We start from the raw sequence: 13,275 nt of genomic DNA, 5'->3' as shown, positions 1-13,275 counted from the left end.
ACGTCATGGACGCAAAGCCCGCCCGCTGTCAATGCGGCGCTCTCAAACGTGATCGGCCAGACCTTGATGCGAGGCCGGTCGCCAGCAACGGAACGAAAAATGTCGCAGATGCAGGCCGTCGAAAAAGCGCTTCGCGAGATGATCCTCGGCCTTGAGGTCGGTCCCGGCGAGCGGCTGACGGAACGCTGGATCGAGAGCCGCTTCGGGGCCTCTCGCACGCCAGTCAGGGCAGCGTTGCTGCGGCTCGAGACGGAAGGGCTCGTCTGCCGCGACGGGCGCGGCTGGACGGTGTCGCCGATCAACCTCGCCGAACTCGAACAGATCGCGGTCTACCGCGAGGCGGTCGAGGTCGCGGCGGTCAGGCTGACCTCGGCACTGGCCGACAGGAGCGCTGTCGATGTCATCGAGGCGATGCTGGACTCCTGCGACGCCGCCACACCGCGCGAGGAATGGCACCGCGTCGGCATGGATTTCCACATCGAACTGGCGCGGCTCTCCGGCAACGAGTTCTTGTTCAGAGCGGTGCGCGATGCGATGACGCGGCTGTCGCGGGCGCGCTGGCTGGAGGTGCGCGACGAGGCTGCCCTTGGCCGCGCCTGGAGCGAACATCACGCCATTCTGGCGGCGGTGCGTGTAGGTGACGCCGACGCAGCGGCAGCGCGGCTTTCCGCCCATATTGTTGGCAGCCGCGACCGCCTGGTGACGTCGCTGCACAATGACCGCCGTGGCCTGCGCGCCAGGGGATTTGCCGTCGTCGCTGCCTGATAAGAATCACGAAAACGATAGAACGCTGACAAGATCGTCTTTTCCGCCTCGCTTCGCGCACGCCGATGGCGTAAGGAGCGGCCATGGAAAACAACCGGTTTGAAACGCCCGTGACCGTAAAGTCGGCCACAGGGGGAGCCAATCAGCTCCTGCGCACGGCCCGCGAAGCGTCCGATTACCTGCTCAACAGCTGGCCGGGCAAGCGCAGCCCCAAGCATCGCGAGGCGCTGCAGGCCTGTCATGATGCGATTGCCGGCGACAAGCCCGCGATGATCGCAAGGCGCGCCTTCATTGCCGCGGCGCGCGAAGTCAACGTCTTCGTCAGCGACAAGGCCGCCTGATCGCATCGGCTCCGGCCCGTTGCGGGGCCGGATCTCTCCCGTCCTGTTTGGCTATTCTTCCGTTTCAGTATCGGTTTCGGAACCGGCCTCGTTCTCGGGCTTGGAACGCTCCTTGGCTGCGACCTTGGCGGCAAGCTTCTCCGCCTTCTTGGCGGCCTTCTGCCGGTCGCGCTCCTTGCGTTCCTGACCGTAGTTCGGTGGTCGCGCCATATCGTTTCCTTTCGCTGTACCTGATCCTGCCTAGAAGCATTGGCCGGCAAACACAACAGCGCCGGGAGGGCAGATGCCAGCGGTCTGGACTTGCGTGATGGCTAACACAATGGTTTAGAAAAGGCTGCGGGACAGTTGCTGGAGCCGCCGCCGACCGATTTCGAATCAAAACGACCGATGGCCACGCTTCAAAGAAACGCACAGAAGCTGATCTATTATGCGCGCAACGCCATGCGCGACATCGCGCCGCCGGTCCTGTTCCGGCGTCGGCTCGGCCGTCTGCTCGATCAGGCCAGGCTTTCCGATGCATCGGTCCGCCAGCGGCTCAACTACTACAACGCGCTGCGGCAGCCCTTCATACCCAGCCCCGAGGCTGTGCCGGTCAGCCGGCTGCCAACGGACCGCAGCATGTACTATTACGATCTGAAGGAGTTCACCCGCTATTTCGATCCGGGTCTGCGCATCGACCTGGAATTCGGCGACGTCATTGAAGTGCCGAAGATGCCGTCGATCGTCAAGGACCGGCCGATCATCGGCGACAACGGCAACGGCGTCCTGTTCAAGCTGAACAAGTTCCGTCATTTCCACATGCCGGCCGACGATGTCGCCTTCGCCGACAAGCATCCGCTCGTCGTCTGGCGCGGCGAACTCAACAATCCGATCCGCACCCTGCTGCTGGAGGCCGCCCGCGACCTGTCGATCTGCGATGTCGGTACGCCAAGGGCAACGGCGCCGCCGGAATACCGCAAGCCTTATCTCAGCATCGATCAGCAGCGACGCTACCGTTACATCATCTCGCTCGAAGGCAACGATGTCGCGACCAATCTGAAATGGATCATGAGTTCGAATTCGCTCTGCCTGATGCCGCCACCGACCTATGAGACCTGGTTCGCCGAGGGCCAGCTCGAGCCCGATGTCCATTATGTGCCGCTGGCGCCCGATTTCAGCGATCTGGCCGAGCGGGTGCACCACCTCGAGAAGCATCCCGCCGAAGCCCAGCGTATCGTTGCGGCAGCCAACGCCTATTGCCGCAAATTCACCAACGAGCAGGCCGAGCAGGCGATCAGCTTGCTCGTGCTCTACAAATATTTCGTGCTCAGCGGCCAGATCGAGCCCGATCCGGAGGTCTGGCGGTTTATCGCGGGCTAGCGTCAGATGACGCTGCGGTCGAGAACGAGATCAGCCGGGCCGAACCGGTCCTTCGCCGTGAACTGTTGGTGCCAGTAGGGGTAGAGCACAGGCGGCCGGCTGACGGCATCGAGACGGTCGCGTTCCTCAGCGGTGAGGGCGAGTGCTGCTGCGGCAAGATTGTCCTTCAACTGGGTCTCGTTGCGGGCGCCGATCACCAGCGAAGAGACCGCCGGCCGGCCGAGCAGCCAGGCAAGCGCGACCTGCGCCGCCGAAACGCCGCGTGCCGCACCGATGTCGACCAGCACATCGACGATCCGCCACAGCCGGTCTTCATCGCGGATCGGCGGTTCCGACCAGCCGGCAAGCTGGCGCGCGGTCGGGCTGTCGCGCCGGTACTTGCCTGACAAAAGGCCGCCGGCGAGCGGGCTCCACACCAGCACACCAAGGCCCTGGTCGACCGAGATCGGCAAGAGTTCATATTCGGCCTCGCGCGCTTCCAGCGTGTAATGGATCTGCTGGGTGACGAAGCGCGGCTGGTGCTGGCTGTCGCTGATGCCGAGCGCCTTCATCACCTGCCAGCCGGAATAGTTGGAGCAACCGACATAGCGGATCTTGCCCTGGGCAACCAGCGTGTCGAGCGCGGCGATGGTTTCCTCGAGCGGCGTCGTGCCGTCCCATTCGTGCAGGAAATAGATGTCGATGACATCGGTTCTGAGGCGCTTCAGGCTCTTCTCGCATTCGCGGATCAGATGATGGCGCGACAGGCCTTCGTCGTTCGGGCCCTTGCCGATCCGCATACGCGCCTTGGAGGCGATCAGCACATCGTTCTTGCGCTTGCCGCCGAGCGCCTCGCCGATGATCTCTTCCGACAGGCCGTTCGAATAGACATTGGCGGTATCGATGAGGTTGATGCCGGCATCGATGCAGGTGTCGATGATGAGCGATGCCTCCGCGAGATCGGAATTGCCGACGGCGGCGAACGGCCCGCTGCCGCCGAAGGTCATGGTGCCCAGCGCCAGCGTCGAAACTTTCAAGCCTGAACGGCCAAGCGTGCGGTATTCCATGTCAGATCCTCGTAGTTTTGGTGGGGGGCAGTTTAGCAGGGAAGGGCGGAAGCCCGAACGGGTCCGCTATTTGTAGGACAATTTGATCGGCTTGTCGCCATGCCAGGGCGGCGGTTTGGTCATGCCTCGCCGGTCTGTGCTGTGATCGACCGGCCGGCGGCTTGCAATAAAACCGTCATTGCCGGCCTATATCAAGTCGGCTCAGGGTTTCACGTCAGTCGGCAAGCGGAGCAGTGGAAATGACCGAGTTGAAGCAGAATTCTCCAGCCAGGGATTGGCTCGAAGCCGAACTCGCCGACACGCTCGACGAAGACTATGAACTGGAAATGTCGGAACCGGCGCTGTCGCTGGAGATCGCCAAGATCTACAAGAACGCGCATCCGCCATCGATCGATCGCATGCAGTATTTTCGCGATCTGATCAGCCTGCAGTCGGAACTGATCAAGCTGCAGTCCTGGGTCGCCTACCACAAGAAAAAACTGGTGGTGATTTTCGAGGGCCGCGATTCCGCCGGCAAGGGTGGCGTCATCAAGCGCATCACCCAGCGCCTCAACCCGCGCATCGCTCGTGTCGTGGCGCTGCCGGCGCCGACGGAGCGTGAGAAATCGCAATGGTATTTCCAGCGCTACGTGCCGCATCTGCCGGCCGGTGGCGAGATCGTGCTGTTCGACCGCTCCTGGTACAACCGCTCCGGCGTCGAGCGGGTGATGGGCTTTGCCGACCAGGATCAGGTCGAGCAATTCTTCCACGACGTCCCGGAGTTCGAACGCATGCTGGTCCGCTCAGGCGTCACCCTGGTCAAATACTGGTTCTCCATCACCGACGAGGAGCAGCAGATGCGCTTCATGATGCGCATCCACGATCCGATGAAGCAGTGGAAGCTGTCGCCGATGGACCTGCAGTCGCGCGTGCGCTGGGAGCAGTACACCAAGGCCAAGGAAGAGACCTTCGCCCGCACCAACATTCCCGAGGCGCCGTGGTACATCGTCGAAGGCAACGACAAGAAGCGGGCGCGGCTGAACTGCATCGACCACCTGCTCAAGCAGATGCCTTACGAAGATGTGCCGCACGAAGAAATCACGCTGCCCGAGCGGGTGTTCAATCCGGAATATGAGCGCCAAGTGCTGCCGCGCGAGCTTTACGTGCCGGAGAAGTATTGAGCATTCTTTCCTTCTCCCCGTTTCACGGGGAGAAGGTGCCCGAAGGGCGGATGAGGGGCAGCGCTAACCTAAGGGTTAGGTGCCCCCTTGCTGTCGCTGCCATGCTGGCCACTCAATTCCGAACCGGCGCGCCGCCCCTCATTGTCCTGCCGGACATTTCTCCCCGTGAACGGGGAGAAAGAGGCCTGCACTACCCCCGCTTGATCGTCACATGCGTGGCAAGCGCCGTCGCCACCTGTTCGGTGCACTGATAGCCAAGCTTCAGCATATCCAGGCCGGCAAACAGGTTCTCGCCCTTGCCGAGCAGCACCGGCGAGATCGCCAGGTGCATCTCGTCGATCAGCTTCTCCTGGAGATACTGCCGGATGGTCGACACGCCGCCGCCCACGCGCACATCCTTGCCGCCAGCCGCTGCCTTGGCTTGTTCGAGCGCCGAATGAATGCCGTCGGTGACGAAGTGGAACACCGTCCCTCCTTCCATGGTGATCGGATCGCGCTTGTGGTGCGTCAGCACGAAAGTCGGCACATGGTAGGGCGGGTTGTCGCCCCACCAGCCTTTCCAGTTCTCGTCCGGCCACTCGCCGCGGATCGGCCCGAACATGTTGCGGCCGAGGATCCAGGCGCCGACATCGTCGAAGCTGCGGACGGCGAAGTCATCGTCGGTGTCGGTGGTGCCGCCTTCCTTGCCCATCACCATCTTGCGAAAGGTGCGGGTTCCGATCATCCATTTGTGCAGATCTTCGCCACCGACGCCGAGCGGATTTTGCAGAGTCTGATCGGGACCTGCGCCGTAGCCGTCGAGCGACAGGGTGAATGCATTCACACGAAGTTTGGACATGAGAGCCTCCGAGGTACCGGTCGTATTTGCAAGTGGTTAGCGCTTACCCACACTGGTTGCGATTTGCAAGCGGTTTTTGTGGGGACTACTCAACATTAGGTTATGCTAATGCTTGACGGCGAAGGCCGCTGCGTTAACTTCCAGCAAAGAGCCGGGGAGCGCACGAGATGAAGGCGTATCGGGTCGAGACGATGGACGGAGACGTTGTCCAGGAGAGTCAGGAAACGCAGGCCAGTACACCGTTTGGAGCAGCCGAAAAGGTGATCGGCCGCAAGGTCACCTTGCGAGGCGACGCCTGTAAATGGATCCGCGTGGTTGACCTGACAGACAGGGTCCCGACGCGGCGTCGCCCCAGCACCTACGAATACAGAGCGCTGGCGCGATAGGTCAGCAGATTTGCGGCGCCTATGACGGCAAACCGGCCTCAGGCCGCGACGCGCTTCGGCATCACCGCAAATGGGCTGAGGCCGAGCCAGGTCTGCATCTTGCCGGCGACATCGAGATCGCCGGTCAGGCTGATCTTGTCGCGTTCCTTGTGCACCGTCGTCAGCCCCATCCAGATCGAGGTCATGGTGCAGAGGTCCGTCGAGACATAGAGATCGACGTCAAAGCCCGGATCGTACCAGCACAGATCTACATCGCCTCGCTTCTCGACGATCAGCCACCATGAGCGTTTCGACGCCGGCAGGTCATGGTACAGGAATTGTATCACGGTGCGCCCGTCCGGCAGCGGACTGGGGTTCAGATTGCGCCGCATGTCCCACATCAGCAGCGACGGATCGAGGTTCTTGAGCGAGAGCCTGGCCTCGACCCATTTCTGGCCCCAGAACCCCATCGCCTCGACCACCGGGCGCAAATCCCGGCCCGCCTCGGTCAGCCGGTATTCGAACACACCCTTCTCGGATTCGATCTCGGTGCGCTCGACAATGCCGCCGGCTTCAAGGTCCTTGAGCCGTTGCGACAGAAGGGTTGGCGACATTTTCGGCACGCCACGGCGCAGGTCGTTGAAGCGGGTCGAGCCAGCCACCAGTTCGCGCAGCAGCACCATGGTCCAGCGTGTGCACAACAACTCAGCCGCCATGGAGAGCGGGCAGAACTGCTTGTAGCCGGCTTGTGTCATGTGGTGATCTCCAAAGGATGTTGCCGGACCTTATTCAGAAAACCTGAGATCAGCCAGTACAGAAGCTGTACTGGCACCCCCTGGTACAGTTCGGTGACTGGAGCGGTTCGGCACCGCCATGCGAGGCAGCTGTCACGTCGCCGGGCAGTCCGGCGCCGATCCATGAGGAGTAGACAATGACCGCTTACGTGATCGCAGACATCAAGGTGAAGGACGACAAATGGGTGCCGGCTTACGCCGCTTCGGTGCACGACCTCGTGCACAAGCATGGCGGCAAGTATCTCGCCCGCAGCGGCAATGTGAAGACGCTGGAGGGCAAGCCGCTCGACACCAGCCTGATCGCCATCATGGCGTTCCCGTCGGCAAAGGCTGCCGAGGCCTTCACCAACGATCCGCAATACGCCCCGTTTGTGGCGGAGCGCCAGAAGGGCAGCGACAGCCGCTTCCAGCTGATCGACGATACCGATCTGGCCGGAACGATTCCCTACCTGCCCAAGGCCTGAGGAACAGCCGGAACCCGGTGTGCCCGGGTTCCGGCGAAGACCGGGACTTTGGTGGCGCCAGCGCCGTTAGATGGGAAAGGATTACTCCATCGCCAGGATGAGATTGCGCACGACGGGATAGATTTCGCGCTCCCAGCGCTTGCCGTTGAAGACACCGTAGTGGCCGACATTGGCCTGGAGGTGATGGCGTCTCAGGTGCGGACGCAGCGATCTGCACAGGTCATGGGCGGCCGAAGTCTGGCCGAGGGCGCAGATGTCGTCGCGCCCACCCTCGACGGTGAGCAGTGCCGTATTGCGGATCGCGCTTGGGTCGACCGGACTGCCACGAAACGTGAATGTGCCGGTGGCGAGTTCGGCCCTGTGGAATACGCGGTCGATGGTTTCGAGATAGAACTCCTCGGTGAGGTCGAGCACGGCGAAATACTCGTCGTAGAAAGTCTTGATCTTCTCGGCTTCGGCGGTCTCGCCGGCCGCCAGGTGACTTCGGAGTTTGCGGTGCGCCGTTGTATGACGGTCCATGTTCATGGCCAGGAACGCGGCAAGCTGGAGGAAACCTGGATAAACACGGCGCCCGCCACCGGCATGGCGCCACGGCACGCGAGAGATGACGGAGTTCTGGAACCAGGCCAGCGATTTGCTGACGGCGAATTCGTTGACTTTGGTTGGGCTTTCGCGCGGATCGATCGGTCCCGCCATCAAGGTCATCGAGCGCGGCGTTGACGGGTGCCGATCCTCGGACATGACGGCTACGGCGGCAAGAGCCTGCACGCAGGGCTGACACACCGCGAGTATATGCGCACCCGGTCCCATCGCCTCCAGGAAGCGGATGATGTAATCGACATAGTCGTCCACGCCGAAGCTGCCGGCCGCAAGCGGCACGTCGCGGGCATTGGCCCAGTCGGTCACGTAGACCTCGTGGTCGGCGAGCAACGTCTCCATCGTGCCGCGCAGCAGCGTCGAGAAATGGCCGGACAGCGGGGCGACGACCATCACCCGCGGTTGCCGTGTATCCGTGTCCTTGGCGAAACGCAGAAGCTTGCCGAACGGCAAGTCGTGCACTGTCTCGACCGTGACCGGCACGTCGCGATTGCCGACCCTGACAAATTCCATGTCGAAATCTGGTCGCGCATGGGTGAGCTTGAAGCGCGAAATCATCTCCAGCCCGGCGGCGATGCGCTGTTTGACGCCGCCACCCCACGTCATGCCGCCCAATACCGAGCCCATGAGCTCGGCGAAAAACCGCGTCGGATCGAGGAGATCATCCTGAAACTGATAGGCCTGGTACAGCATCTGAATGCGCCCCTTTGCGAAGCAGCTATCTTGCGGTGCAAAAAAGCTAGTGCAAATTTTTGTGCATTGCGAGAGGATTGTTGCCGGCAAAGGCTGAGGGGGTCGAAAGCATGACCAAGGCGACATTGACGATCTCGTCCAAGAATTATTCCTCTTGGTCGCTGCGTGGCTGGTTGCTGTGCCACATGGCCCGCCTGGAATTCGAGGAGCAGCACGTCAAAATCGATGACCCCGACCAGCGGCAGGAGTTGCTGCTTTTATCGCCATCGGTTCTGGTCCCGCGCCTCACTCATGATGGCGTGACGGTGTGGGACACGCTGGCAATCGCCGAGTACCTTGCCGAGACAATGCCTGACGCCGGCCTGCTGCCGGCTGACCGCGTGGCCCGCGCGCATTGCCGCGCGGTGTCCGGCGAGATGCATTCGGGATTTCACAATTTGCGCTCGGCATTGCCGATGAGCCTGAAAGCCAGGCACAAGAGCTTCAAGATATTTTCCGGTGCACGGCCTGATGTGGAGCGGATTAGGACAATCTGGGCCGAATGCCTTGCAACCTATGGCGGGCCGTGGCTGTTCGGTGCATCGCCGACCGTGGCCGACGCGATGTATGCGCCGGTCTGCACCCGTTTCCGCACCTATGCCGTTGAGCTCGAAGCGCCGCTCGCCGCCTACAGCGGCATGATCCTCGATTGGCCGTTGATGCAGGAATGGACGCAAGGCGCACTGGCCGAGCCCGACGACATTGTCGAACTCGATGTCGAGTTCTGACAGTCTGAGCGATCCGAGCGCGCCAATGCAGGACGGACGATGGCTGTTTATCCCTTCAGCATCTGCGCCACCTCGGGCGCGAAGTAAGTCAGGATGCCGTCGCAGCCGGCGCGTTTGAATGCGAGCAGCGATTCCAGCATTGCCTTCTCGCCGTCGATCCAGCCATTGGCGGCTGCCGCCTTGATCATCGAATATTCGCCCGACACCTGGTAGGCGAAGGTCGGCATCTGCAATTCATCCTTCAGCCTGCGGATGATGTCGAGATAGGGCAGGCCGGGCTTGACCATCAGCATGTCGGCGCCTTCCGCGATGTCCTGCTCGGCCTCGCGCATCGCCTCGTCGGAATTGGCGTGGTCGAGATAGTAGGTCTTCTTGTCACCCTTGAGCAGGCCGGCGGTGCCGACCGCCTCGCGATAGGGGCCGTAGAAGGCGGAGGCGAATTTCGTCGCATAGGACATGATCGCCACGTCGGAAAAACCATTGGCGTCGAGCGCGTCGCGGATGGCGCCGATGCGGCCATCCATCATGTCGGATGGTGCGATGATGTCGGCGCCCGCCGCCGCCTGGATGACGGCTGCCGCGGTCACCTGTTCTACAGTCTCGTCATTGACGATGATGCCGTCGCGCAAAATGCCGTCATGGCCGTGCGAGGTGAACGGGTCGAGCGCGGCATCGGTGATGATGCCAATCTCCGGCACCGCGTCCTTGATGGCGCGGGTAGCGCGGTTGATGATGTTTTCGGGGTCGAGGATGTGCGATCCTGTCTGGTCGCGCAGCGCAAGCTCCACATTGGGGAAGGTGGCGATCGCCGGAATGCCAAGCTTTGCTGCGCGCTCGGCCTCCTTGACGGCAAGGTCGAGCGACAGGCGGAAGACGCCGGGCATGGCAGCGATCGGTTCGCGCGTGTTCTTGCCGTCGATGACGAAGATCGGCCAGATCAGGTCGTCGACCGAAAGCCGGTTCTCCTGGACGAGGCGGCGCGACCAGTCGGCCTTGCGCATGCGCCGCAAGCGGCGGCTGCCGGTGATCTCGTCGACGCTGCGCGCGCCGGCGGGCTTTGCGGGGGTGATTTTGTTCATCGCCAAAACTCCGGATCGGGTGGCTTTTACCACGAGCCTCTGCCGCTGACCAATGCGACACGATTGTGCCAGCAGATGCTGCGCCATCTACGCCTTCGGCGGCCACGCCAGCTCCGGCCCGGTTTTGAAGAATGATACATTGTTGGTGAAGATGCTCTCCGGGGCGAGCCGGATGAGGCGCCCGTTCGGATGGTCGATATCGGCCACGGTGTCGATGAACCAGCGGTTCCAGTTCACCTCCGGGCCGAGATATTTGTGCAGCAGTCGTTTGAAGCGGTCGGGCGACATCGGCTCGATGGTGGCGGCGCCGCGCAGGCCGAGATGCAGCAGGATGCCGGCCTCATTGTCGAAATGCACGATCTCCACCGCGCAGCGCGGGTGGCGTTCGAGGTGCTTGACCGCGCTGGCCTCGGTTGAGCCGAGCAGCCAGATCGCATCGTCCTCCCAGATGAACCACATCGGCGCGTTGCGCGGCGCGCCATCAGCGGTCACGGTCGCCAGATTGGCCATCAGCGGGCGGCTCAGCACATCGTCCGGGTCGAACTTTTTCGGCATCTCCCAGCCATGGCCCGGCGCTGCGGTTTCAAGCGTCATCGTTCGCCCCCTGGGTCACAAGACAGGCTGAAAACTGAGATGGTGTTTCGCCGGGAATTTTGCGCGCATTTTTGCCTGGGGCAAAGCACGGTCGCGTTCCCTTGCGAAAATCCAAACCATCCTCCGCCGGTTGACGCACCCATGCGCCACCTTTAGCACTTCAGTCCCGCAGGCGCGGGGAGGGAATCTCTGACGATGGATTTTGGCGGCGGCGACGAGATCCGGTTCGAACGGTTGGGCAAGGCAGGCGTCGTCACGCTGACGCGGCCGCAGGCGCTCAATGCGCTGACGCATCGAATGATCAAGGCTCTGGACAAGGCGCTCGACGCTTTTGAGCGCGATGCCGGCGTCGATGTCGTCATCGTCAAGGCCGAGGGCAGGGCGTTTTCGGCCGGCGGCGACATCATGCACGTCTATGAGGCCCGGGCCGGAAAGCCGCCGGTCGACTTCTTCGCCGACGAATACCGGCTCAATGCCCGCATCAACAGTTTCAAAAAGCCCTATGTCGCGCTGATCGATGGCATCGTCATGGGTGGCGGAGTCGGCATCTCGTTCCACGGCTCGCAGCGCGTGCTGACAGAGAATGCCCAGTTCGCCATGCCGGAGGTCGGCATCGGCTTTTTCCCCGATGTCGGCGGCAGCCATCTTCTGCCGGACCTCGGCGGCAGCTTCGGCATGTATCTGGCGCTCACCGGCAACCGCATCCGTTATGGCGATGCGTTGTGGTCGGGGCTCGCCACCCATACCATCAAGGCCGCCGACCAGGCAGCCTTTCTCGACCGGCTTTGCGCCAATGGCGATCCGGAATCGGTGCTGCGCGGCTTCTTCGTGCCGGCCAAGCGCGAGACCGGCCAGCCGGTGCTGGAAGCCATCGCCGGCCATTTCGCCCAATCCTCGCTTGCCGATATCATTACCAGCCTGGAACGGGCGGCCGGCGCCGACGAATTTGCCGCCAAGACCCTGGCCACGATCCGCACCCGCTCGCCCACCAGCCTCAACGTCGCCTGGCGCCAGATCAGCGCCGGGCTGACTTTGTCGATGGAAGCTTGCATGAAGATGGAGTTCCGCATCCTCAACCGCATGCTGGCCGGCCATGATTTCTACGAAGGCATCCGCGCCGTCATCGTCGACAAGGGCTCGACGCCTCAATGGCAGCCGGCAACCCTTGCCGAAGTCGACGCCGCGGCGGTGGACGCCTATTTCGCGCCGCTCGAACGGGAGCTCGAGCTGTGAGCGAGGTCCCCTCAAGGCGCATCGTGCTGCAGCCCTCGGGCGTCGAAATCACCTTCGCCTGGTTCCAGCGCGTCATAGCCGGCTACTGCCTCTTGTTCGGCGTCCTGTACTGGATCCGGCTGATCGGCTTCTATCCCGGTCCGCTCTGGCGCTTCGACCTGATGCCGGTGCACTGGCAGGTCGCGGCGGTGATGCTGGCGGTGTTCTTCCCCTTCGCCGCAGCCGGCCTGTGGATGCTGGCGTCCTGGGGCCCGGTGATCTGGTTCATCTGCGCCGTCACCGAGATCACCATGTATGCCGGCTTTCCCGATCTGTTCGGCCACCGGCCGCTGATCCTGTTTTCGCACTTCGCGGTGGCGCTGCTCTACATCGTCTTCCGTGTCGTGATCTGGATGCAGAAGCGCCCCGCGCGCGCCTGAAACGCCGCCCAGCCGCCATTGGCTAAATCTTTAGGTTAATTATCCTTGCTCGGGTGACCGTTCGTTAAGCGTCTTCCGAAACCTATTACCGGTAAGCTCTTGTTAGCCCTAGCGTTTAAGTCGAATTTTATGAGTATTCGATAGTGTCGCGATCAAGGTGAAAAACAAAAAATCACCAAGGCGACAAACGAGAGGCAAAGACAATGATCAATTCGCGTCCGGCGGCGAAGACCGCCAACGTATCCGACGATCGCCGCGAGGCTATCCGTTCGCTTTACATGGAATCGCTGCAGCTGGTGGAGCGTCTGCATCGCCGTCTGCTTGACGTGATCAAGGACGAGTTCGACCGCAACGGCCGTTCCGACATCAACGCCATCCAGGCGCTGCTTCTGTTCAACATCGGCAACTCCGAGCTGACCGCCGGCGAGCTCCGCTCGCGTGGCTACTATCTCGGCTCGAACGTCTCCTACAATCTGAAGAAGCTGGTCGATCTCGGCTTCATCAACCACCAGCGCTCGCGCATCGATCGCCGTTCGGTCCGCGTCTCGCTGACGCCGAAGGGCAATGAAGTGGCCGACGTCGTCGCCGGTCTCTATGAGCGCCATGTCGGCTCGATCGAACAGGTCGGCGGCATCAACAGCGAAGAGTTCAAGCAGATGAACCGCGCGCTGCAGCGGCTGGATCGCTTCTGGAACGACACCATCGCCTATCGGATGTGATCCGCAGGCCATTGAACAGCAGCTGCGCCGGAAGAAGCGCGG

16 protein-coding genes are annotated in these 13,275 nt (G+C 62.2%); 9 read left to right on the top strand and 7 right to left on the bottom strand.

The window, feature by feature from the left end; all coding sequences use genetic code 11:
- Positions 1-99 precede the first annotated feature (99 nt).
- The gene (locus ACWTU9_RS10340) at positions 100-765 is read left to right on the top strand and encodes a GntR family transcriptional regulator (RefSeq protein ID WP_455858191.1); all 666 of its coding nucleotides are present in this window, start codon (positions 100-102) and stop codon (positions 763-765) included.
- Positions 766-848: 83 nt separating this feature from the next.
- The gene (locus ACWTU9_RS10335) at positions 849-1,106 is read left to right on the top strand and encodes a DUF982 domain-containing protein (RefSeq protein WP_454587303.1); all 258 of its coding nucleotides are present in this window, start codon (positions 849-851) and stop codon (positions 1,104-1,106) included.
- A gap of 51 nt (positions 1,107-1,157) precedes the next feature.
- Here ACWTU9_RS10335 and ACWTU9_RS10330 read toward each other — a convergent pair whose 3' ends face one another.
- Positions 1,158-1,316: a hypothetical protein gene (locus ACWTU9_RS10330; RefSeq protein WP_454578681.1), complete on the bottom strand. Its 159-nt coding sequence runs from the start codon at positions 1,314-1,316 to the stop codon at positions 1,158-1,160.
- Positions 1,317-1,493: 177 nt separating this feature from the next.
- On the opposite strand from ACWTU9_RS10330, the gene ACWTU9_RS10325 reads away from it, so the two are divergent.
- A complete protein-coding gene (locus ACWTU9_RS10325; RefSeq protein ID WP_455858190.1) occupies positions 1,494-2,465 on the top strand; it encodes a glycosyl transferase family 90 in 972 nt (323 codons plus the stop codon).
- A 2-nt stretch (positions 2,466-2,467) separates the two neighbouring features.
- Here ACWTU9_RS10325 and ACWTU9_RS10320 read toward each other — a convergent pair whose 3' ends face one another.
- Complete coding sequence (locus tag ACWTU9_RS10320; protein ID WP_455858189.1) at positions 2,468-3,511, bottom strand: aldo/keto reductase; 1,044 nt, start codon at positions 3,509-3,511, stop codon at positions 2,468-2,470.
- Between the two features lie 239 nt (positions 3,512-3,750).
- Between ACWTU9_RS10320 and ppk2 the strand changes: the two genes are divergently transcribed.
- Positions 3,751-4,671, top strand: coding sequence for a polyphosphate kinase 2 (gene ppk2 / locus ACWTU9_RS10315; RefSeq protein ID WP_455858188.1), 921 nt, complete (start codon positions 3,751-3,753; stop codon positions 4,669-4,671).
- A 190-nt stretch (positions 4,672-4,861) separates the two neighbouring features.
- Here ppk2 and ACWTU9_RS10310 read toward each other — a convergent pair whose 3' ends face one another.
- Both ACWTU9_RS10310 and ACWTU9_RS10305 read right to left on the bottom strand, forming a co-directional pair.
- Positions 4,862-5,509: a dihydrofolate reductase family protein gene (locus ACWTU9_RS10310; protein WP_455858187.1), complete on the bottom strand. Its 648-nt coding sequence runs from the start codon at positions 5,507-5,509 to the stop codon at positions 4,862-4,864.
- A gap of 424 nt (positions 5,510-5,933) precedes the next feature.
- Complete coding sequence (locus ACWTU9_RS10305) at positions 5,934-6,629, bottom strand: winged helix-turn-helix transcriptional regulator (protein WP_455858186.1); 696 nt, start codon at positions 6,627-6,629, stop codon at positions 5,934-5,936.
- 176 nt (positions 6,630-6,805) lie between these two features.
- Here ACWTU9_RS10305 and ACWTU9_RS10300 point away from each other — a divergent pair, with 176 nt between their 5' ends.
- On the top strand, positions 6,806-7,132 hold the full coding sequence (locus ACWTU9_RS10300; RefSeq protein WP_023693250.1) for a DUF1330 domain-containing protein: 327 nt from the start codon (positions 6,806-6,808) through the stop codon (positions 7,130-7,132).
- An 81-nt stretch (positions 7,133-7,213) separates the two neighbouring features.
- Here ACWTU9_RS10300 and ACWTU9_RS10295 read toward each other — a convergent pair whose 3' ends face one another.
- Positions 7,214-8,422 carry a polyhydroxyalkanoate depolymerase gene (locus tag ACWTU9_RS10295; protein ID WP_455858185.1) on the bottom strand — a complete coding sequence of 403 codons (1,209 nt, stop codon included), beginning with the start codon at positions 8,420-8,422 and terminating at the stop codon, positions 7,214-7,216.
- Between the two features lie 110 nt (positions 8,423-8,532).
- Between ACWTU9_RS10295 and ACWTU9_RS10290 the strand changes: the two genes are divergently transcribed.
- Positions 8,533-9,189, top strand: coding sequence for a glutathione S-transferase (locus tag ACWTU9_RS10290; RefSeq protein ID WP_455858184.1), 657 nt, complete (start codon positions 8,533-8,535; stop codon positions 9,187-9,189).
- 47 nt (positions 9,190-9,236) lie between these two features.
- Here ACWTU9_RS10290 and hemB read toward each other — a convergent pair whose 3' ends face one another.
- Positions 9,237-10,268 (bottom strand): porphobilinogen synthase, encoded by a 1,032-nt coding sequence (hemB, locus tag ACWTU9_RS10285; protein ID WP_455858183.1) that lies wholly within the window; start codon positions 10,266-10,268, stop codon positions 9,237-9,239.
- Positions 10,269-10,355: 87 nt separating this feature from the next.
- Complete coding sequence (locus ACWTU9_RS10280) at positions 10,356-10,862, bottom strand: pyridoxamine 5'-phosphate oxidase family protein (RefSeq protein WP_455858182.1); 507 nt, start codon at positions 10,860-10,862, stop codon at positions 10,356-10,358.
- Positions 10,863-11,057: 195 nt separating this feature from the next.
- Here ACWTU9_RS10280 and ACWTU9_RS10275 point away from each other — a divergent pair, with 195 nt between their 5' ends.
- From ACWTU9_RS10275 to ldtR, 3 genes are all read left to right on the top strand, one after another.
- Positions 11,058-12,095, top strand: coding sequence for an enoyl-CoA hydratase/isomerase family protein (locus ACWTU9_RS10275; protein ID WP_455858181.1), 1,038 nt, complete (start codon positions 11,058-11,060; stop codon positions 12,093-12,095).
- Positions 12,092-12,514, top strand: coding sequence for a DUF6163 family protein (locus ACWTU9_RS10270; RefSeq protein ID WP_455858180.1), 423 nt, complete (start codon positions 12,092-12,094; stop codon positions 12,512-12,514). The genes ACWTU9_RS10275 and ACWTU9_RS10270 overlap by 4 nt, the downstream gene beginning before the upstream one ends.
- A 203-nt stretch (positions 12,515-12,717) precedes the next feature.
- Positions 12,718-13,233 carry a transcriptional regulator LdtR gene (gene ldtR, locus ACWTU9_RS10265; RefSeq protein ID WP_142869475.1) on the top strand — a complete coding sequence of 172 codons (516 nt, stop codon included), beginning with the start codon at positions 12,718-12,720 and terminating at the stop codon, positions 13,231-13,233.
- The last annotated feature ends 42 nt before the right edge of the window (positions 13,234-13,275 follow it).

Source organism: Mesorhizobium sp. 128a (assembly GCF_053848025.1).
This window is presented reverse-complemented; position numbering and strand designations above follow the sequence as displayed.

Coding starts and splice junctions, on each gene's coding strand:
- ACWTU9_RS10340 (WP_455858191.1), top strand. CDS start 100: ATGTCGCAGATGCAGGCCGTCGAAAAAGCGCTTCGCGAGATGATCCTC.
- ACWTU9_RS10335 (WP_454587303.1), top strand. CDS start 849: ATGGAAAACAACCGGTTTGAAACGCCCGTGACCGTAAAGTCGGCCACA.
- ACWTU9_RS10330 (WP_454578681.1), bottom strand. CDS start 1,316: ATGGCGCGACCACCGAACTACGGTCAGGAACGCAAGGAGCGCGACCGG.
- ACWTU9_RS10325 (WP_455858190.1), top strand. CDS start 1,494: ATGGCCACGCTTCAAAGAAACGCACAGAAGCTGATCTATTATGCGCGC.
- ACWTU9_RS10320 (WP_455858189.1), bottom strand. CDS start 3,511: ATGGAATACCGCACGCTTGGCCGTTCAGGCTTGAAAGTTTCGACGCTG.
- ppk2 (WP_455858188.1), top strand. CDS start 3,751: ATGACCGAGTTGAAGCAGAATTCTCCAGCCAGGGATTGGCTCGAAGCC.
- ACWTU9_RS10310 (WP_455858187.1), bottom strand. CDS start 5,509: ATGTCCAAACTTCGTGTGAATGCATTCACCCTGTCGCTCGACGGCTAC.
- ACWTU9_RS10305 (WP_455858186.1), bottom strand. CDS start 6,629: ATGACACAAGCCGGCTACAAGCAGTTCTGCCCGCTCTCCATGGCGGCT.
- ACWTU9_RS10300 (WP_023693250.1), top strand. CDS start 6,806: ATGACCGCTTACGTGATCGCAGACATCAAGGTGAAGGACGACAAATGG.
- ACWTU9_RS10295 (WP_455858185.1), bottom strand. CDS start 8,422: ATGCTGTACCAGGCCTATCAGTTTCAGGATGATCTCCTCGATCCGACG.
- ACWTU9_RS10290 (WP_455858184.1), top strand. CDS start 8,533: ATGACCAAGGCGACATTGACGATCTCGTCCAAGAATTATTCCTCTTGG.
- hemB (WP_455858183.1), bottom strand. CDS start 10,268: ATGAACAAAATCACCCCCGCAAAGCCCGCCGGCGCGCGCAGCGTCGAC.
- ACWTU9_RS10280 (WP_455858182.1), bottom strand. CDS start 10,862: ATGACGCTTGAAACCGCAGCGCCGGGCCATGGCTGGGAGATGCCGAAA.
- ACWTU9_RS10275 (WP_455858181.1), top strand. CDS start 11,058: ATGGATTTTGGCGGCGGCGACGAGATCCGGTTCGAACGGTTGGGCAAG.
- ldtR (WP_142869475.1), top strand. CDS start 12,718: ATGATCAATTCGCGTCCGGCGGCGAAGACCGCCAACGTATCCGACGAT.